At 32.9% G+C, this 20,250-nt stretch carries 22 protein-coding genes and 2 pseudogenes; 4 read left to right on the plus strand and 20 right to left on the minus strand.

All coding sequences use genetic code 11. The features are described 5' to 3' along the window. The first annotated feature begins 70 nt into the window (after window positions 1-70). Window positions 71-295: a hypothetical protein gene (locus MKY00_RS13940; protein WP_016717721.1), complete on the plus strand. Its 225-nt coding sequence runs from the start codon at window positions 71-73 to the stop codon at window positions 293-295. Window positions 296-333: 38 nt separating this feature from the next. On the opposite strand, the gene dltD is transcribed toward MKY00_RS13940, so the two are convergent. The 9 genes from dltD to MKY00_RS13985 all read right to left on the minus strand — a co-directional run bounded on the left by dltD (window position 334) and on the right by MKY00_RS13985 (window position 8,728). Then, the gene (dltD, locus tag MKY00_RS13945; RefSeq protein WP_000782324.1) at window positions 334-1,515 is read right to left on the minus strand and encodes a D-alanyl-lipoteichoic acid biosynthesis protein DltD; all 1,182 of its coding nucleotides are present in this window, start codon (window positions 1,513-1,515) and stop codon (window positions 334-336) included. A 264-nt stretch (window positions 1,516-1,779) separates the two neighbouring features. Further along, the gene (locus tag MKY00_RS13950) at window positions 1,780-2,307 is read right to left on the minus strand and encodes a GNAT family N-acetyltransferase (protein WP_016717722.1); all 528 of its coding nucleotides are present in this window, start codon (window positions 2,305-2,307) and stop codon (window positions 1,780-1,782) included. A gap of 116 nt (window positions 2,308-2,423) precedes the next feature. Continuing rightward, a complete protein-coding gene (locus tag MKY00_RS13955) occupies window positions 2,424-4,046 on the minus strand; it encodes a peptide ABC transporter substrate-binding protein (protein WP_016717723.1) in 1,623 nt (540 codons plus the stop codon). 21 nt (window positions 4,047-4,067) lie between these two features. After that, a complete protein-coding gene (locus MKY00_RS13960) occupies window positions 4,068-5,069 on the minus strand; it encodes a C40 family peptidase (RefSeq protein WP_016717724.1) in 1,002 nt (333 codons plus the stop codon). Between the two features lie 39 nt (window positions 5,070-5,108). Next, the gene (locus MKY00_RS13965; RefSeq protein WP_016717725.1) at window positions 5,109-6,170 is read right to left on the minus strand and encodes a dipeptide epimerase; all 1,062 of its coding nucleotides are present in this window, start codon (window positions 6,168-6,170) and stop codon (window positions 5,109-5,111) included. 143 nt (window positions 6,171-6,313) lie between these two features. Then, a complete protein-coding gene (locus MKY00_RS13970) occupies window positions 6,314-6,640 on the minus strand; it encodes a DUF3870 domain-containing protein (RefSeq protein ID WP_000271328.1) in 327 nt (108 codons plus the stop codon). Window positions 6,641-6,898: 258 nt separating this feature from the next. Next, a complete protein-coding gene (locus MKY00_RS13975; RefSeq protein WP_001228718.1) occupies window positions 6,899-7,255 on the minus strand; it encodes an FtsB family cell division protein in 357 nt (118 codons plus the stop codon). A gap of 388 nt (window positions 7,256-7,643) precedes the next feature. Further along, a complete protein-coding gene (locus MKY00_RS13980) occupies window positions 7,644-8,240 on the minus strand; it encodes a DJ-1/PfpI family protein (protein ID WP_341035074.1) in 597 nt (198 codons plus the stop codon). Then, window positions 8,237-8,728 carry an ankyrin repeat domain-containing protein gene (locus MKY00_RS13985; RefSeq protein WP_016717726.1) on the minus strand — a complete coding sequence of 164 codons (492 nt, stop codon included), beginning with the start codon at window positions 8,726-8,728 and terminating at the stop codon, window positions 8,237-8,239. Before MKY00_RS13985 ends, MKY00_RS13980 begins: the two co-directional genes overlap by 4 nt. A gap of 184 nt (window positions 8,729-8,912) precedes the next feature. On the opposite strand from MKY00_RS13985, the pseudogene MKY00_RS13990 reads away from it, so the two are divergent. Then, window positions 8,913-9,343: pseudogene (locus MKY00_RS13990) on the plus strand (cytidine deaminase). Between the two features lie 260 nt (window positions 9,344-9,603). On the opposite strand, the gene MKY00_RS13995 reads toward MKY00_RS13990, so the two are convergent. The 3 genes from MKY00_RS13995 to MKY00_RS14005 all read right to left on the minus strand — a co-directional run bounded on the left by MKY00_RS13995 (window position 9,604) and on the right by MKY00_RS14005 (window position 11,261). Next, window positions 9,604-9,834 carry a hypothetical protein gene (locus tag MKY00_RS13995; RefSeq protein WP_000789031.1) on the minus strand — a complete coding sequence of 77 codons (231 nt, stop codon included), beginning with the start codon at window positions 9,832-9,834 and terminating at the stop codon, window positions 9,604-9,606. A 196-nt stretch (window positions 9,835-10,030) separates the two neighbouring features. Further along, a complete protein-coding gene (locus MKY00_RS14000) occupies window positions 10,031-10,294 on the minus strand; it encodes a hypothetical protein (RefSeq protein WP_000432426.1) in 264 nt (87 codons plus the stop codon). Window positions 10,295-10,496: 202 nt separating this feature from the next. Next, entirely contained in the window at window positions 10,497-11,261 is a 765-nt protein-coding gene (locus tag MKY00_RS14005; protein WP_341035075.1) for a class I SAM-dependent DNA methyltransferase, read from the minus strand. Between the two features lie 189 nt (window positions 11,262-11,450). On the opposite strand from MKY00_RS14005, the gene MKY00_RS14010 reads away from it, so the two are divergent. After that, the gene (locus MKY00_RS14010; protein ID WP_016717730.1) at window positions 11,451-11,726 is read left to right on the plus strand and encodes a hypothetical protein; all 276 of its coding nucleotides are present in this window, start codon (window positions 11,451-11,453) and stop codon (window positions 11,724-11,726) included. 53 nt (window positions 11,727-11,779) lie between these two features. Here the strand turns inward: MKY00_RS14010 and MKY00_RS14015 are convergent, their stop codons facing one another. The 3 genes from MKY00_RS14015 to MKY00_RS14025 all read right to left on the minus strand — a co-directional run bounded on the left by MKY00_RS14015 (window position 11,780) and on the right by MKY00_RS14025 (window position 15,791). Next, on the minus strand, window positions 11,780-13,573 hold the full coding sequence (locus tag MKY00_RS14015) for a Xaa-Pro dipeptidyl-peptidase (protein WP_341035076.1): 1,794 nt from the start codon (window positions 13,571-13,573) through the stop codon (window positions 11,780-11,782). A 201-nt stretch (window positions 13,574-13,774) separates the two neighbouring features. Continuing rightward, complete coding sequence (locus tag MKY00_RS14020; RefSeq protein ID WP_016717732.1) at window positions 13,775-15,151, minus strand: sensor histidine kinase; 1,377 nt, start codon at window positions 15,149-15,151, stop codon at window positions 13,775-13,777. Beyond that, on the minus strand, window positions 15,144-15,791 hold the full coding sequence (locus MKY00_RS14025; protein WP_000865980.1) for a response regulator transcription factor: 648 nt from the start codon (window positions 15,789-15,791) through the stop codon (window positions 15,144-15,146). The genes MKY00_RS14020 and MKY00_RS14025 overlap by 8 nt, the downstream gene beginning before the upstream one ends. A gap of 121 nt (window positions 15,792-15,912) precedes the next feature. On the opposite strand from MKY00_RS14025, the gene MKY00_RS14030 reads away from it, so the two are divergent. Next, the gene (locus MKY00_RS14030; RefSeq protein WP_016717733.1) at window positions 15,913-16,329 is read left to right on the plus strand and encodes a hypothetical protein; all 417 of its coding nucleotides are present in this window, start codon (window positions 15,913-15,915) and stop codon (window positions 16,327-16,329) included. 44 nt (window positions 16,330-16,373) lie between these two features. Here the strand turns inward: MKY00_RS14030 and MKY00_RS14035 are convergent, their stop codons facing one another. The 5 genes and pseudogenes from MKY00_RS14035 to MKY00_RS14055 all read right to left on the minus strand — a co-directional run bounded on the left by MKY00_RS14035 (window position 16,374) and on the right by MKY00_RS14055 (window position 20,245). Further along, window positions 16,374-16,871, minus strand: coding sequence for a DinB family protein (locus MKY00_RS14035; RefSeq protein ID WP_061182514.1), 498 nt, complete (start codon window positions 16,869-16,871; stop codon window positions 16,374-16,376). A gap of 102 nt (window positions 16,872-16,973) precedes the next feature. Continuing rightward, entirely contained in the window at window positions 16,974-17,432 is a 459-nt protein-coding gene (locus MKY00_RS14040; RefSeq protein WP_016717735.1) for a GNAT family N-acetyltransferase, read from the minus strand. An 81-nt stretch (window positions 17,433-17,513) separates the two neighbouring features. Next, complete coding sequence (locus MKY00_RS14045; RefSeq protein WP_029141135.1) at window positions 17,514-18,905, minus strand: 5'-methylthioadenosine/adenosylhomocysteine nucleosidase; 1,392 nt, start codon at window positions 18,903-18,905, stop codon at window positions 17,514-17,516. A gap of 21 nt (window positions 18,906-18,926) precedes the next feature. Beyond that, window positions 18,927-19,479 (minus strand): annotated as a pseudogene (locus tag MKY00_RS14050) (phosphotransferase). 13 nt (window positions 19,480-19,492) lie between these two features. Beyond that, complete coding sequence (locus tag MKY00_RS14055) at window positions 19,493-20,245, minus strand: WecB/TagA/CpsF family glycosyltransferase (protein WP_016717736.1); 753 nt, start codon at window positions 20,243-20,245, stop codon at window positions 19,493-19,495. Window positions 20,246-20,250: the final 5 nt, after the last annotated feature.

Genomic DNA, 20,250 nt, shown 5'->3' on the forward strand with positions numbered 1-20,250 from the left:
ATAATTATGTGGATAAGCTACAATTCACTCATTCATTTCGTATATTATCTCAAAAAGGAGTGATTCCCCTATGCATTGGCAACAAAAAATACAATACTTAATCGGACGCCCTATCGGTATTTCCTTCATTAATGGGCAAGGAACCTCTGGTGTATTATGTTCAGCACATGATGGTCAATTGTATGTATATGAATACCTTTATCAAGCGCAGTTCGTAATGAAACATTATGATTTTAGACAAATTCAAGATATACACGCCTTTCCGAATTGCCCACATCAAAATACTCTATACTAAAAAAAGAACAGCTTATAGCTGTTCCTTTTTATCTACACTTATTTCTCTGTATAAAAGTTTTGCACTGCTTCATCAAAGTAAATCCAGCCTTTCCAACCTAAATGAATTGTATCTTTTAAGAAATACTTATCATATTCATGGCCAGAGAAATCCACTACTGGGTATCCTGCTTTCTCAACTTGTTCCCTAACTTTTTTATAATACACTTCACGGCGCTCTTTAGGGAAACCAGCGTAATCATACCACGGTCCGTTTACAGGTACAGAAATAAAGAGCGGCTTGACATTTTTCTCTTTAAAAATATTTAAAACAATTTGTAAGTCATCATATTCTGGTGATTCTTCATACGATTCATTTGCTCTAAAGTTTTTTAGACCTTTTAACTTTTTCTTCAAATTATGTTTATAGTAATATGGATTTTCAATTCCGAATGTGTTTGTAGTAGATTCCGCTTTCCCTTCTTCTTCCGCATGTTTACGTGCATCTACCCAAGAAATTGAACGTAGTCCCACATTTGTTTTTTCTTTCATCGGCTCAATCTTAAATATAGAGTTAAATAAATCTCTATGATCTAAAATATTTCGATGCATATAAGCAAGTGGTTTAACTAAGCCCGCTTTTACGTTATGTTTCGTATCATTATATACAATACCTTCTAAGGAATTTTTTAATATATCATCTTCTTGAACAACTTTATAATCTAAAAGTCGTTTCGCAATTTGCTTCTTCATTTCTACATTTATTTTATCATTAAAAATAAAATGATATGCTTGTTGTTTGGAGAAATTGTTCGTAAAATCCCCTTGGGAAACCCCAGTCTTTGTAAACCATTGTGGCGATAAAACAAAGACTACTTTTTTACCTTCTAACTCATCCATAGTAGACGTCATATTTAATATATGAGCTAAACTTTGTGTACCGCCAATTCCGATTAAATATGGCGTAAAACCTGCAGGATTCACTTTAAAGTAATTAGATGGATGATATGCATCCATTCGTAAAAATTCAGATGAACCGTACATCGGTAAATACTGCGAATTCTCTAACATTTTCTGTTGCAAGAATACACTTTGTAATTTTTCTTTTTGTAAAGAAGTTGCCGCATCTTCTACCTTCTTATCACTAATCAGTGATACTAAACTTTTCGATGGGATGAGTATGATAATAAAAAACAGCACACACGCTAAAATTATGGGACCAAAGGCATGCTTCATTTTCATTTTTTATTCCTCTTCCTATCGCAATTAAATTGTAACCCTTGTCTTTGACACGTCATCATTTCTCTCCTTTTTCTCTATACATGTTCCATTCTATTTATCTATTATATACATGTATGTATTTCTTTCCTTGTTCTATTAAGACCTATATAGCGCAAGAAAATGTTTCCATAGAAACACGTTAATTATACAAGATTCTACATACATTTCACACTGAAATTTTAGTAATAATTTTATTTTTTAACAATGAAAAAACATATGAAATGTCTAGAATTCTTCGGATGATGTATTGAATTCAAAATATGATAATAAGCGCCCGCTATAATCAACTTCATGAGTATATATAAACCCTAGGTTTCGTAAAAGTTTTTTCGAGTTCTCATTTGCTACTTTTACTCTAGCAATTATTCTTTTTACATTCATCATCTCTTTTGCATATTGAATGGAAGCCTTTGCTGCTTCTGACGCATATCCATTTCCCCAATATTCCGGATCAAGTAAATACATAATTTCTATTTCACCTGTTTCATCTATTTTTCTTAAACCACAATGTCCTAAAAGCTCTCCTGTATTTCTATTAACTAACAACCATACCCCGAAACCATACTGTTCCCAATGTGATATTAGTTGCATAATATAGTCCTTTACTTCTTCCTTTGACATTCCCTTTGATTTAGGAAGCCATTTGCCAACAGCCTCTTCTTTTACTATGCTATAAAATTGATCAACATCTTCTATAATGGGCTTTCTCATGAATAACCTTTTTGTATGCATTACTTTCTTTTCTTCAAACATAAAACTTCATTCCCCTCCAAAATTTTATACAGACTAGTAAATTATACCATGTACTATTTACCCGACTTTAACTAAAAAACAGACTACCACAAACGTGGAGTCTGTTTTCTCATCCTTTATTTTTGTACATCTGCCCACTTTAAACTTGTTGCTGGTCCAAATTGATGTACGTATAAATCTTTCACATATGGCTTTTGTAAGTAAGATAATCCACGCTGGAATACTGGAGCAATTACCGCATCATCCAGCAACATCTTTTCAGCATCTTGCAATGCTTTCCAACGAGTTTTTTCATCATTACCTAATTCTGTTTTAATCTTCTTAATTAACGCATCATATTCTGGATTTGCATATTCAGTATTGTTCACACTGCTTCCAGAAAGGAATACTTCTAAATATGTCATTGGATCTGGATAATCCGGTAGCCAACGTGATAATGACATTTCATATTCTTTCTTCTTCTCTAGCGCTAGCTTTTGCGTATGTGGTTGTAATTTTACATTTACCTTTAAGCCTGGTAAGTTTTTCTCTAGCTGTTCTTTAATGTATTCTCCTACTTTCTTAAAGTTTTCTAAATCATAGTTTAATAACTCAAGCGTTACTTCATTTATACCAGTCTCTTGCTTCGCCTTTTCCCAATATTCTTTCGCCTGTTTTACATCCGTTTTATTAAACTCACCTGCTGTACTTCTAAAATCTTTGTTATCTGGACCTTTTAAAAATCCTTTTGGCACGTAATAGTTTGCAGCAACCGAACCATCATTTAAAAACGAAGTCGCAAGTCCTTTCTTATCAAACACTGTACTTAGTGCAAGACGTGCATTTTTATTTTTAAGAATCGGCACATTTTCATTAAATCGGAAGAAGTACATAACTGGATCTGTATATTGTTTTAGCTCTTTATTATTTTTATATTTATCTACGAATTCTGTAGAAATGACAGCTCTATCAACTTTATCTGTTTCATATAAATTTACCGCAGTTGAAATTTCTTTAACAATTTGATAGTTTACTTCATCTAACTTCACTTCTTTTTTATCCCAATACTTATCGTTTTTCTTCATTGTAAAGCTCGCTTCATGCTTCCAATCAGATAGTGTAAAAGGCCCATTATATACCGTTTTATTTGCTTCTAATCCGTATTTATCACCTTGTTCTTTCGCATATTTTTCGTTAATCGGATAGAATGATGGTAAAATAAGTAATTTCGTAAAATACGGTACAGGATGTTCCAACTCTACAACGAACGTTTTATCATCCTTCGCTTTTACTCCTAATTCCTCTACCCCTAGTTGTTTCTTATTTATTTTCTCCGCATTTTTCACATCGTACGCAATGTATGCATATTGAGAAGCAGTATCCGGATTAATAAGCTGCTTCCAAGCATATACGTAATCTTGCGCTGTTACTGGATCTCCGTTAGACCATTTCGCATCACGTAAGTGGAATGTATATGTTTTTCCATCTTTGCTCACTTCATATTTTTGTGCGCCAGCTTCAATCACTTCATCATTTTTCGATAAGCGGAATAATCCTTCCATTACGTTATTTAAAACGTTAAATGATACTGCATCTGTTACTTTCCCTGAATGTAATGACGGAATTTCACCCGTTTCTAGTAACTGTAATACTTTCTTCTCATCTTTCGGCTTTGTCGTTGTTTTTTCTTTTGCGCAGCCAACTAAAATTGAAGAAACTAACAGAGTACTAACTAATGAGTAACGAACAACTTTTTTCATTTGAAAACCTCCCTCTATTTTTTAAGGTAAGTAACGACGCGCACCAGCGTATTCTTCTATATATCCTGGTGTATTTAGTGGTATAATCTCTACCGATCTTTCAGCTCTTGGTGAGTGAATCATATTTCCGTCACCAATATACATAGCAACGTGATGAACACTACCTTTCCCTTGATCATGTGCGAAGAAAATTAAATCTCCTTTTTGTAAATGTTCTTTATCCACTGCAACTCCATTTCTCGATTGCGGTCCAGAATCTCGCGGAATGGTAATACCGTACGATTTATAAATTGTATGTGTAAATCCAGAACAATCAAATCCGAAGCCACTTGTACCAGCCCAAATGTACGGTAATCCTAAAAACATTTTCCCTGTGTTTATTAAATCATCGGCCGCCGGGGTTGGAATATCATTTTGAGAACGGTAAACCGTTCCGTCATTTTTTCGTAGCCAAGCTTTCTGTCCATTTGGTAACAACACGCGATATGAAATTGTATCTTCACTTAGTAGCGGCAGTCGCGTATTATAGCTCACTTCAAGCGATTTATGTTTTTCAGAAGGATTTATATATATAATTGCTGTCGGTTTCGTTACTAATACGAAAGGTTCATTTGTTTTATCTGCAAATTCTTGATTATAAGTTAACTGTTTTTCAGGCATCCACCCTGGGTAACCTTCCTCATTTCGTGGTGTTGGCTGACCATGGACTAACACTTTCACCCAGTCCCCTTTTTTATCAACAACCGTTACTTCTTGACCTAATAGCGCTTGCGTTTCTAATTTATTTGCGTTTGTTAACCAAAGTTTTTCATCAAGCGTCATCGATTTCGTCCACTTCCACAAATCAACTGGATTTGTAGCGCTTGGTACATCAATTGGCCGTAATGAATCAGGTGTAGTCCAAAGTGTTGCGGCAGACACATCGATAAACGCCTTACTATCTTTCTTCTCTTCAGCATGTGCTGATGTAAACGATGAAAATATAAATAAAGTTGTTAAAAATGCAGTTCCTACTTTTTTCATACATATCCCCCTTAAAAGATAGTTTACTAGTCTCTTCTCCTAAGATTTACTATTCACTGTCGATTGAAGGTTTACCTTTGAGCCAGAATAAGTCATTCCTTCTGGTTCTTCCATTAACCAAAGCGGTGCATCAAGATCGAAGTAATGAATATTAGGATGGGCAGCTGCTAAATGGGCTACAGCACTAACAGAAAGTGAGGATTCCATCATACTTCCGACCATACATTTTACACCAGCTGTTTCTGCGATATCAGCAATACGCCACGCTTCACGTATACCACCGCATTTCATTAATTTAATATTGAGCAAGTCTGCATATCCTCCTTGAACGATTTTCAATGCATCACCCGCTGAAAATATGCTTTCATCTGCCATAATAGGCGTTTGTACATGATCTTTGACGTACTTTAAACCATCCAAATCTTTCGCATGAACAGGTTGTTCAATAAATTCAATATTTAAATGACGATTTTCCATCTCTTTAATGATAGAAACTGCCTCTTTTGGATTCCAACCTTGATTTGCATCTAATCGTAACGTCGTATTTTTTGGTACGCTATTTCGAATCGCTTCAATACGTTCTAAATCTAAAGGGGCAGATTTCCCCACTTTAATTTTCAAAGTTTGAAATCCTTTTTCTACATGTTGCTTTGCCTCTTTCGCCATAATGAACGGTTCATCTACACTTACAGTAATATCTGTGTGAATTTCTTTTTTTCCACCTAATAATGCGTAAAGTGGAACGTTATGATATTGACAATACACATCATATAAAGCGATATCTACCGCCGCTTTTGCACTTGAATTTCCAATACAACTCATTTGAATGTGCTGTAGTAACTGCTGAAACTGAGTAATATCTTGACCAATTAAACTTGAACGCATCGGACCTAAAATTGCTTCTTCAATCCCACTAGCGAAATCCCCCGTAATAACTGGTGTTGCAGCTGCAGCACCCTTGCCAACAATTCCTTCATCTGTATGAATATATACGTCTATACTTTCTATTTCGGTTACAGTACGAAGCGCCGTTTTAAACGGTGTATGCAGATTTACACGTCTACGATTTACTTTTACATCAGTAATTTTCATTTTGTTCATCCTTTCGTTTTCTCGCAAAATAGAACCTTAATTCTCAATGATTTTGGAGCAATACATCTCCTCTTTTGCCTACTTTTCATGTGGAAGGTTAATGGGAAATAAAAAAATCCAGCCATAAGAAGATTCTTACGGCTGGATTTTGTCTATGAATGTGTAGACAAAGCAGCGATTTGATTATATTTTTTCTGTGCATCTTTTAATGCTACAAGTAGTGCTTTTTGAGACGAACCGAAATAACGATCTTTTATTTCCATTACTAATTCTGGGTCATTAATATTTTTATGTAGAAATAAATATTTAACGAATTGAGATGTTAATGCAATTGTCGCTGAGCAATCTGCATCTACAATTTCCCCAGTCTCCTTAACAAGTACAAACGCTACAAAATAGCTTTTAAACTTTTCGGTAATGGGATTATTTTGAGGTGCTTTCGCATCCCCTACGACATAAATTGTATTTGAAGCGTACACAGCTCTCTTCCTTTCTAATACGGGATAACGGTTTTCTTAATAGTCGTATGAGTGATAAACTCAACATGGATTAAAAAATGTATCCGCTTACCTTGTATTATAATACAATTGACAGAATTTTAACAACATTTATTTTCGTATATATTCCATAAGTACAAAAACAGCTCGAGCTCTTCATTTTTACAATATGTAATTGTTTCTTGTACCATGACATCATACATGAAAAAACAGCTAGCTATTGCTAACTGTTCTATTACACTACTTCGGCAACACAAATATAGTTTCATTTGATTTAGAAAATTGATATTCTTTTCTCGCAAACTTTAAAATTTCTTCTTCATCGTCTGTTAAATTTTCTATGTTAGTCTTTAAAGAAGCCTTATCTTTCTTTAAAGAAAGCAATTGTTTTTTTTGGTTCGTTATTGTATCTTTTTTTTCTACAATTATTTCTTGTTGTTTCGTTAAAATAAATTGAACGTACAAAGTAGCCGCCGCAATAAATATAAACATGAATATAAATCGCCTTAGTTTTTTCTTATTAATTGCTCGATTCTCATTAGACTGTGATAGTTGTTCTTGTATATTAGGAACATTTATTCGCTTGAGTTTCCTCATTATGAAATCCCCCTAACACATATATTTTCACTACCATCGGCATGATTTCTTATTAACTTTAATTCTATTCTTATAAAATAAGCTCCTTCACAAAAATATCTCACTAATTAACCAATTAAAGATAGCATTCGACGACATTTCCATATTTATATTGCACTTTTTTATGTATACTGGCATAAAATAGTAGTTTCTGTTATTCTTTTTCTACTATTGTAGAAGAGTTTTTTTACATACAAATTTCTCCTTGTTTTAACTTGATTACAAGGAGAAAAGAAATGCATTGTCGTATATTTGATAAAACCAGAATGACTATTTAAGAGCTTAAGTTTAGAGCATAGATCATACCTATATACACTTAAAATAAGAAAAAAGCCCAATTTGGGCTTTTTTAATTTTGTAAATCAATATCATATTCCATACTTTTTGCCGTATCCTCAGCAACCTCCACACCTAACAAATTTTTCACAATATGAAATGACATATTAATACCAGCTGAAATACCTGCCGATGTAATGATGTGCCCTTCATCTACAAATTTCACATTCTCCATTACTTCTACATTCGGAAAATCTTTTTTGAACGTTTGAATACTAGCCCAGTGCGTTGTGGTTTTTAAGCCATCCAGTAAACCGGCTTTCGCAAGTAATAACGCTCCAGTACAAACTGAAGTCATTAGTTTTACTTCTTTCATTTGCTGACGAATCCAATTGATTATAATATCATTTTGCACTTCATTTTCCCGAACGCCTTTACCACCTGGAATAAGTAAAATATCAACTGGTGGTAAATCTTCAATACTATAATCCGGCTGTACCTTTAATCCGTTTCTTGCTGTAATCATTTCTCCATTTTGACTAACTGTATAAACAGTAAATGGTTTTTCTTCATCTGCTTCGGTTACAGAAAAAACTTCAAATGGCCCTGCAAAGTCTAACACTTCTACATCATCAAATAAAAATACACCTATACTCCATTTATTCATCATATGTTCACTTCCTGATGCAAATAATGTAAAAGGTGCTCATGTCCTTTTTCTAAAGCAATATCATAGGCTGTTTTTCCATCATTTTTCTCAATCATCTTATTAGCTCCATTTTTAAGAAGCAATACGATAATTTCTTCATTCCCTAATAATGCTGCTTCGTGGAGACCCGTCCAACCACCACTTTGTATAACATTTACATCTGATCCTTTTTCAATTAAGAAAGCAACAAGCTCAATTTGCTTATTCGCTATTGCCGCTTGTAAAGGTGTATTTTCGTTTTCGTTTTTTGCTCTAATATGTATATCTGCACCACTTTCTAAAAGAAAACTCGCTATCTCTTTTTGTCCAAAATAAGCCGCTAAATGAAGTAGTGTCCAACCATCTTCACTAAATTCATTAACTGCACTTGGATTCGTCTTTATAAACTCCACTACTTTTTCCTTATTACCACTTATAACAGCTTGTGTTATTGATTGTAAAATCTCCATAATAATCTCCCATCATTCAAAATATTTACTTACACTCTTCTATATGTTCTATTGATTATTATATTTTCCTCTTAAAATAACAGTTTACATAACAATATTATCTATCGTATTTCTATCTTTTATTTTAAATATTAAAATATTCCGTTAAAATATCAATAATCATGTTTTATAAGGAGGAGAAATTATGTTACAAGTAATGCCTTTAAATAGTGAAGACTATAATTTAATTACAGCTGCTGAAAAAGTAATCGAAAAAACTATAAATATGGTCGTCATCATATCGGTTCAGCTGTACGAACTAAAACGGGTAATATTTATGCAGCAGTGCATGTTGAAGCGAATGTTGGAAGAATAACAGTATGTGGTGAAGCCATGGCAATAGGAAAATCTATTTCCAAAGGTGATCATGAATTTGATACCATTGCAGCAGTTGCACACCCACACCCTCATGAAGATATAGAAAAATGTTGGGTTGTTGCTCCATGTGGGATGTGTCGAGAATTAATAAGTGATTACGGAAAAAATACGAATGTTATACTCTCTTATAATGGTGAACTTGTAAAATGTAACGTAATGGAATTATTACCTGAAAAGTATACAAGTGAAGTAGAATAATCATTCCTGTTTTCCATTCATTAAATAATATTATTCCAATAAAAAACAATCCATTTTAAAAACGGATTGTTTTTTTATTTCTGTTTTTTGCAGTTTATTTTATTTTTCTATTTTCAATAACGATAGAATTACATTAATAAAAATGAAATTGAAATATGCAAGCGAACCTTGTCCTGTATTTTTCATTTGAAAACCAAAATAGAATTTACCCTTACATTCAAAAAAACATTAATATGAGATCTCTAAAATGAGGAATCTTATCATACCAATCTATAACAATTCTGTCTTCTTCCCTTGCCTGTTTCCTTTAGTACATATGATTTTAAAACTAGTGCTGTTAATGAATCCGTTAATGTTTTATATGATAAATTAGATAATGCTAATAGATCGTTCGTATATAACATTCTATGCTTCTCTAATAATAATAGTACTAATCGTTCAGACGGTTTTAATGCCTCATCACTTTCTAGTATAAAGTCGATATTTTTCATTTCTCTAATTATTACTCCTTATATAAAAAAATACTTACACAACTAATTTAATATAAAAATAATACACAACAAAATCTGAAATATATTAAAATAACATTGTTTTGAAACACTATTATACTATAACATAGAAAAAGCATTTCCCGAAATAGGAAATGCTTTTTCTATATTACTTATAGGTTTCTTCTCAATTAACTCCTTAAATATTTCTTGCGATATGCGGCTTACTGTAATGACTTGTTCCACCGCCACCTACTACTACTTTACCGCCTTTTTCAAAAATTAATAATTTACTTGAACCATCTGCAAGAAGTACTGTTACTTCAGCATTGTTACTTGTTGCTACATAAATTACATAACCACTTTTTGATATACACGTTTCCCAATTCGCATCAAATTCTGATCTTACTACACGATTTGAATACACTTGATTCTCAATTCTATCTTGTTCTACGTTTTCCAAATTTATCCCCCTACTTCTCCAAAATAACATTTATAGAAAAATAACAGTTCTATTTAAAATAGTGACTGTCTCTAATATAAATATCATATGTAGTTAATAGAAAGATGCTTGGACGATAAAAACGAAATAGCATGTAAATAATATACGATTAAAACAAGGCAATCGATATTATGTCGATCGCCTTGTTTTCTTAGGTAGTTCTTTATTTTTCTTTTCGCACGGCTTCAAAAGTAAACATTTGATTAGCATTTGACGGTTCATTTTCATAAACATAATCAGCAGAACAAGCAATGTTAGAGAAACCTATACTTTCTAACAGAAGTTTAAACTCTTCTATTCCATACCAGCGCATCGCAAAGCGTTGTAGTTCTGTTTGTACTAACTGTCCTTTACTCCATTTTTCATATTTTAAATATGATAGAGTAACTTGGTTCAGCCAATCTATTTCAATTGATTTATTTTCTAATGTAATTCCGTCTCCGCTCGGTAAAGAAAAAGTCGATGTATGAATCTCCCCAGTCTTCCAATCATGTGGAAGCATAATATCTACGATTAATCGCCCGCCTGGATTAAGATGTTCATAAAAACATTTTAATCCATTTATAGAATCTGTACGATTTTCAATTAAACAAAAAGATCCAGTAGGAATGATAATTGCCTCATATTTATGTGGCAGTGAAAATTGTTGTAAACTTCCTTCATATAAATTAGGATGTAATCCTCTCTCTTTACACCGTATATGGCAAGAATCTAGCATTTCAGGTGAATAATCTATCCCATCTACTGTAAAACCAGCTTCAAGAAGTGGGATAATGACACGCCCTGATCCTACTGCCGCTTCGAGAATTCTTCCGGTGCAATTTTTTAAACGTTCTTCGTAATACTCAATATCACCATTTAAAGAATAACCGACAGGCTTTGTGAAATCATAAAGTTCCGTGCAAAGTGTACTATAAAAACTAAACATTTATTTTCTCCTCCGTTTTTTACGTACGGAAGATTTTCTTTCAATTAATCTTCCTGTACCTTTACTTTTAATGAAAATTCGAAAGAGCTGACTGTCATAATATATCACTCGCTTTCCATACAATATAATCATATTATATAACATTTCCTTGCGAATGAAAATTCAGAATTTTACCAAGAGGAGCCTATGATGAATTCATTCATTATATTTTTTTTACTTCTTATTGCTTTTAATGCCGTAATTTTCTTTATTGCAAAGAAGTATAGACGAATATGGAAAATTACAAGTGGCATTTTCATTCTTTCTTCCCCCATCGTTTTCTTTGCCACTTTGCATGTAATTGGTGAAAAAGTAGGAGATGGATTCGCTGGAGGTTTTGCTGGGCTTACATTTAGTGGCCTATTGATCATAAATGCAATTTTTTTATTTATTGTAAGCCTTTTTGTATCTACCAATAAAAAGTGAAAGGCAGAAACGTTGATTTTATAACGTTTCTGCCTTTTCAATTTCATGTGATCTTATTTCACAATTGGTAATGTCACTTCACTTAATTTTACTGTTAACTTTGTTCCCGCTTTCGGTCTAATTGTATAATCATAGTCGCTAGCAATTAAAACGACCCCTATTTGATGCCCAGCTTTAAAGACATAATCATCTGGCTGCATGTCCCATGTAAATGTATAATCTTTGCCCGGTTGAATCGCTGTTGAAGTTTCTATACTCTTTAAGTTTTGTGGATCCATCCAGCCTCGTGTTACGATTTCCGGCTTCGTTCCTCCATAGTCAACAAGTAATGCTGTTAAATTTGATACAGATCGATCAATATTTCCTGTAATTGAAATCTTTGGTGTGCCACTTATGCGCATATCTTTTTGCAGTACAGGCATTGTATACACTAATCGATTGGCTACTTCTAATTCTGGGCTTGCTATTAATTGATTTGATTTCATTTTTGCATCATCTGCGAATGAGAAAACTTTATTTGCAGAGCCCATACTTAATGGTAAATTAACTGCTTTGTTACTTAAATACATACGAACTTTGGACGGCACCGCTGATGGATCTGGCCAGTTTTTTAATTTTTCCCAAGTTTTATTTTCACGTTGTACATCAACCATTGGTTCATTCATAATCCCATTTTCAATTCCATACAGCCAGTAATCGAACCATTTATTTTGTGTTCTTTGCCAGTCATTCGTTGATGTTCCACCGTGTCCACCTTGATGTAACCACATTTTACGAGGGACATCATTCTCTCCAAGTGCTTCCCACCATTGCGCAAACTGCTTCGTCTTTACATTCCAATCATTTAAACCATGAACAACAAATACACTCGCTTTTACGTTTTTAGCATCTTTTACATAATTACGTTTGTCCCAAAAATTATTATAATTACCAGTTTTCCGGTCCTGTCCTGCTGTTAACTCTTTTATTACTTGTCCACAAACTTCAGGATTTTCTCTTGTTAGTACTGCTTCTGCCATATTATCTGTATCTTCTCCTTGGTATCCACCTGGCGCAATGACTGCACCATTTGCACGATAATAATCATACCAACTACTAATCGCTGCAATTGGTATAATTGTTTTTAACCCTTCAACGCCTGTCGTTGCAACAGCATTCGGTAACGTACCATTATAAGGGACTCCAGTCATACCTACATTTCCTGTTGACCAATCGGCTTTAACTTCCTCACCATTTTCTGTATATGCTTTCGCACGTCCATTTACCCAATCAATGACAGATTTCGTCCCTAATATTTCTTGTTCGTCCCCAGTAGTCGGACATCCATCTGATTTTCCAGTTCCAATACTTTCACCTAAAATGACTGCATAGCCTCTTGGTACATAATAATTTCCGTATGAACCAAGATTAACAGCTCCATACGGTTTGCCTTCATACGCATACAATTCTTCATCTACATTATATACAGGAACGTCTTTTAAACCCGCTCGATATGGACTCATTTCATATATAACAGGAACTTTCACATTTGGATCAGTTTTTGGACGCATAACTTTTACTGATACTCGATCTTTTTTTCCATCTCGATCACTATCTACTTCCGTTTCTACAAATAAATTTTCAACAATCGCTTCATCAAGCGAGTAAATCGGTTTTGTCATCCCATTCTCTAATTCAATCTTCGTGTTTGAACGTAACGCTTCTGAGATTTTTCCATTTAATTTAACGTCATTCTTATTTATGTAGTTTGTGTCTTTATTGTCCGCATACGCAGTCATACTAGAAACACCTGATGCAATTGATAAAGATAATATTGCTGATAGTGTAGCTATTTTCTTTTTCCCCATACTCTTTCCTCCCCATATATTTCTCCTTTTACTATACAACAAAATCACTGAAAATTCAGTTAATATCTCATACAACCACTTGAGAAATTTGCAGAACACTCTTCCAACGATTTTTTGAAGTTATTTATTCTCGTTTACTACTCACATATAATCAATTAGAAGCATCGCCTATTAATAGACGATGCTTCTAATCGTATTAAATTATTCATTCTTCATAGTTATATAAAACCGTATTTCTCCCTCTATAGTAGATACACCATAGTCAAAACCATGCCTTTCTAAAATACTTTTCACGATTGCTAAACCTAGTCCTGTACCTGAATGGTCTTTACTACGAGAAGATTCTAAGACGTAAAAAGGCTCCCAAATTTTATCGATATCTTTCATTTGTTCAGCATTCATACCATTTTGAATTTGAAAATATACACTTTCATTTCGATCTTCTAAAGTAATTTTTATATTTTGATTTGTTGTATATTTTATCCCATTGGAAATTAAATTTTGTAATACCATACTCATTTTATTTACATCTGCATAAATAATTGCATCGCCAACATTATAATTCACATGCAAATCAATTTCTTTTGAATCCAGTTCAATCTTATGCTTATCTATAATACTTTGGAGTAGTGATTTAATAGAGAATTCTTCTTTTTGCAAAACATCTCTTTCCAATTTAGAAAATCGTAATAATTCTTCAATTAAATTTGATATTTGATCTGTTTGTTTAATGATTGTATCTATGTACGTACCATCATCTAGACCATCTTTTATTCCCATAGAATATGCTTTTACTAGTGCTATTGGTGTTTTTAATTCATGCGTCACATCACCCATAAATCGTTTTAAATGTTCATTTCGATCTGTTAAATCTTCATGGGCTTCATGTAGTTTTTCACTCATGATATTAATACTAGTGGCTAAGTCTCCTATTTCATCATTCGTTTTCACTTTTGTCTTTTTAAACTTTAAACGTGAAATATCTTCTGCGACATCACTTAATTCTTTCAGTGGTGTCGTAATTGCTTTTGACAATATCCATACAAGTACAATAATAAGTAAAATCGTCATACCTAAAATGAATAAATACAATGCGTTTAACGTTTTTATTATTTCATTCGAATGTGCGATAGAAACCCCTACTAAAATCAACATATCGTTTTTCGCAATATATTTCACAAAAAAACTAGATTTGGTTTTCTCTTGATCATATATTTTATTCAATTGTCCGAAGTTCTTTACTTTTATTATTTCACCTTTTGTAATCCAAAGTTTATTAAGGGCAACTCTTTTCCTTGTAAGTTGCAAGCGTAACTCATCATTAATATGATCTTCCGAATTGTTAATTGATGTATACGCAATCGTAACAGTTCCTTTATTTTCAATGCTAGAAATTGCTTCATCTATTTGTTCGCTCGGTATGGACTGTATTTGTGCTGTAATACCTTTTAAACTTTCTCGTGTTTTGTAAATATTATATTTCGGTAAAAGATAGTTAATTAATAATAAAGAAATCGTAAAAATAAGAATAACAGTTAAAGAAATGCTGAGAAATAGTTTTTTTCCAAGTTTATTCACTCTGTTCCTCCAAACTATATCCTAGCCCACGATGCGTCTTTATAATATTTTCTCCAACTTTTTTACGTAATCTTCTTACATGTGTATCAACAGTTCGCTCTTCTCCAAAGTAGTCAAATCCCCATACGATATCTAACAATTTTTTACGAGTTAAAATCATGCCTTTATGATTTAAAAAACACTTTATTAATTCTAGCTCTGTTTTTGTAATATCTAACTCTTTGTCATTTTTATAAACTTTATTTTTCGTAAAATCAATTTTCAAATCTTGAACTTGAATGACATCATCATGTTGTATTAGCTTTTTCGCTCGAGTAATGAGTACGCCTGGATGAAATGGTTTTTTTACGTATTCATCTGCTCCGCTTTGAAGCGCTGCTAATTCATCTTCACTTTCACTTTTTGCCGTAAGCATTAATACCTTTACGCTTGAATTCTTTTTTATTTCTTGACAGACAGTAATACCACTATGTTTCGGCATCATCCAATCTAAAATAGCTAAATCAATTTTCTCATCATAAAATATTTGAAGTGCTTCCTCTCCATCTTTCGCTAATAACACTTCGAAGCCTTCTTTTTCAAAATAAGCTTTTAAAATCCTTAACATATCTTGTTCATCATCTGCAATTAATACTTTCATGAATGATCCTCCATTACTTTTAAACAAAAACCAAATGTATTATACAACTTCTTTGTTACATAAATGTGACAGAAAAATATTTGAACTTTTTAAGGGTATAGTAAAGACGAGGTGTTATATTATGATTAAAAAAATCGGGGTCATTACTCTTCTTTGTTTCTTATTATCGACAAACGTGTTCGCAAATAGTAATCAACAAATTGAAGTATTTGATTGCAAAAAAGAAATGGTCGTTCAAAAACAATCTTTAGATTCAGCTATTCAAAAAGAAGCTGTTCAATATGCTAAATCCATTACTGGCCCGTTCAAAAACTTAAATGTCGTTCCAAAAGATGGTCACATGATAAAAATCCCTTTATCTAAACCAGTTTCGATTACAAATCAATGGCTACAAACTACAATTGATGAAGTACTTATTCTTCTACCACTTAACGAAAAACCTTATATTATGCTTTACGACGATGAAAATAATCCACACTTCTATTATGTAAAAGGTGATCCGAAGGGATTATTGAAAGAAATGAATGTTAAATTATAATGTAAGAAAGATCCCATAAATATCATTTGTGGGATCTTTCTTTATCAGTTAGCAACTGCATTTTCATTTAAAAAATGAATAATCTGTCTTTTATGATGGTTATCATGCTCTATAAATTCTTTAATAATATAAATAAGAGAATACGGCGTTCCAGTATGAGGACAGTATGATACCCCATTGGCCGTTAAAGGTTTCTCTAGATTTCCAGCAGGCAGTAATCTAAGTTCTTTTACAAGTAACTCTCTTTTAGCTTCTGCTTCTTCAAGAAGTTTCATTTTAGATATACCTGATTTGGCATAATTAGATGCTAGTTTATTATATGTATCAAAATCAGGAAAATCCATTCCCTGTCCATCTCTCACTGATGATAATGTCTCACGTAGAAGATAGTCATCCCAGTTCATAATATGAGATACGATCTCACCAACAGTCCATTTCCCTTCTGATATTGGTGCCACCCACAATTCCTCTTTCATACCTTTCAATGTATTTATCCAAATTGAATATTCATTGAAATCATTAATAATTTTATTTTCTCCCATTATCCAATTCCCCATTCTAATAGTAGATTCATATAAATTATACCACCCATCCACCTAAAAAACAGAACAAAAGTTCCGATAGAAGAGATAAATAATAATTAACTATATCCTTTTATATATGTTCACATAATGACTCGCTCCTACATATTTTGTCCCTTTCACAAATCCACTTGAAGTATAAAATTTGTCTCCCTGTTCTGTATCTGTATGCAAGACAACAATATTAAAATATTTTTTCGCATCGCTTAAAATTCGCAATAACAGTAACCTCCCTACTCCTTTCCTTCGGTATTCTTTTGCAATATAAAATCTCCTTACCCCACCAATCTTATAGTTTTCTGTATATGGATCTTCATTTAACCCTCCTATTCCAATTAACTTTTCTCCTTGAAAAATACCATATAGACATTCACCAATTTTATTAAATGTGTTTATTTTATTTTCATATTCACTTATTAGTTTTACTAGAAAATTAAATCCTTCTTCTTTGCTTTCTTGGACAAGATAATCGTGTTCATATATCATTAAATCTTCAATTTGTTGAATATGTATATCTTTCAAATAAATTCCCCCTTAATATGAAAATATATAAAAATGCTCAAGAATTTTTTATTCTGAGCATTTTTATGGTTATTATTTTATTCAATTCGTAGCATGCGTATTTTGCACTTTAAGTAAAATGCCCTTAAGCTCCATTAAATCATCTATTACTATATCCGCCTGAACAAGTTCATCTTCTTGTGCAAAATCAAAATTACATCCAATCGCAAATAAGCCATTATCTTTGGCTGCGTTTATATCAGATAATCGGTCCCCAACTATAGCTGCTTCTTTTATATCATATTTGTTCAAAATACTTTTTACTAAGTCGCTTTTATTAAGCGAGTTTATTTGTTCAATACTAAATGTTTCAGTAACCCATTGGTCTAAAGCATAATAAGATACGATTGCTCGTAAGTATTCAGTTAAACCATTACTTGCAATATAAATTGAACAATTATTTTCTTTTATATATGTAAAAATCTCTTTTACATTCGGATATAAAGCACCTTTTCCACTCTTAATGTTTTCAATTAATCTTTCTAAAAAATATGCATCAGTTTGTTCTCTTACTTCAATAGAATGATTCGGTAGTAACACTTCCCAAACTTTCGGTAACGGCACGCCCATAATTTCACGGTACTTATCAATAGGTGTTACCGTATCCCATAATTTTAATGAACGTAAATGATCAAAAGTATCATCTAACGATAATTCTAAAATTTTATCTGTTTGAAATAACGTTCCGTCCATATCAAAAATGAATGCTTGTAACATTTCATTCCCTCCTTTTGAACTATAAGTTTTACTCGATATATTTTTCAACATCTCAACGATAATTTCTGAACAATAGTTTGCGGCCGTTTTCGCGAAGTCATCATAAGAAATTTGTGCTGCATCGTCTGCACTGTCAGAAATGCATCGTATTACGAGAAACGGTACTTCATTTATGTAAGCAACATGTCCAATTGCTGCACCTTCCATCTCTGTACAATGCGCTGCATATTCATCTATTAATTTCGCTTTTAGTTTTGAATCTTCAACAAAACATTCACCGCTTACGATTCTTCCTTCATGAACCCCAATATGTAAACTACTACTATTGCATGCAGTACGTGCTAACTCCATTAATTTCTTACTTGCGTGAAATTCCTCTTGGAACGGGAATAAGTTTTTCATTTGAGTCTTACTTACATCATGATGGGTTACGTTAGTTGAAATGACTACATCTCCAACTTTTACATCTGGATGTAGCCCGCCAGCAACACCCGTATTAATGATAGCATCTACATCAAATTTATGAATTAACGTTTGCGTACATGCGGCTGCATTTACTTTCCCTACACCACATCTTGTAACAATCACTTCCATTCCCATGAATTCTCCAACGTAAAAAGGCATCCCCGCAATTGTCTGTTTCTCTTGTATAGCTAGTTTTTCTAAAAGTAAGTCTATTTCAATTTGCATTGCTCCGATAATGCCGATTCTGTTCATGTATGTTGTCCCCTTTTTTTCTTATAAATCTGCCAATATATTATGTAATACACCGTAATTTTCAGCTATCCAATTCATTTCATTCGCAAAACGTGAAGGTGGTACACTATGCTGTTCCATATTGGCATGAATCCACCAAGTACTCTCCATGTACCAAAGCATTTGAATTGCCCGAACAATATTCCCTACTGGAAAGTCTAATTCATTGCGGTACCCCGCTAAGAATGATGCAACAAGACTCTTACTTAAAACCTCATCATGTAAGGTACAAGATATAACCGCACGCCCAATGTCCAACTCTACATAATCATAATCCATACGATCAAAATCTAGAATTGCTGAGACTTTATCGTTATGGAATAAGAAATTATCTACCCATAGATCGCGTATCGTTCTTTATTATATTGCTTTCATACAAAGTTCCTACATTCGTTTCGAGTTTCCACTTCAAGTTTAACCAACCACGATGAATTGGAATTACTTTTTGTATTTGAAATTCAAATAAAGATTCGCACTCTACTTGCAGCTCTTGTAATATCATATTAGCTTTTTCATTAGATAACGACTCTATCATCTTTTTTCCTTTCTTAACTTGCTGTTCCTTTCATCCTCTCTACCATAACTGAAATTAAAAATTTTGGAAGTACAAGTTGTCTCTTAAATCTTTTCGGCTGTGAAAGTAACCTATATAGCCATTCAGTTCCAGTATCCCTCATAATTTTTGGTGCTCTTTTTACAGTACCAGATAATATATCGATCATACCACCAATACCAATAGATAGTGGAACGTTTAATGTTTGTATGTTTTCATAGATGAATTCTTCTTGTTTTGGTGAACCTAGTCCTACTAGCAATAAGTGCGGCTTGAATTTCTTTATTTTCATTTTTACTTTTTCTATTTCCTCACCATTTACAAATCCATGCTGTCCTTTAAACTGTGCTCCTGGGAACTGCTCATTTAATTTTTCTAATGCCTTTTTATTACTTTCTGGAGCAGCTCCAAAAAGAAAGACACGGTATCGATTATCGTTACAATATTTTATTAAATCGTGAGTGATATCAGCCCCAGTGACGCGTTCTTTCAGCGTTCCTTTTAATATTTTCGAGCCAATTATGACACCAATTCCATCCGCTGTTATTAAATCCGCAGATAGTAACATCTTTTTAAACTGTTTAGATTTAGCCGTGTTTTCCTTTGCAGACATCACAATCTCAGGATTTGCAGTTACTACAAACCTTGGTTTCTCTCGTTGTTCATGCACCCAATCTTTTAATAAACTTATAGCCTTTTCATATTCTAAAGTTGAAAAAGGTATTCCCTTTATAAGTTGGTGATCCACTATAC

Origin of the sequence: Bacillus sp. FSL R9-9834 (assembly GCF_038006905.1) — a bacterium.
In the GTDB taxonomy this organism is placed as follows: domain Bacteria; phylum Bacillota; class Bacilli; order Bacillales; family Bacillaceae_G; genus Bacillus_A; species Bacillus_A pacificus.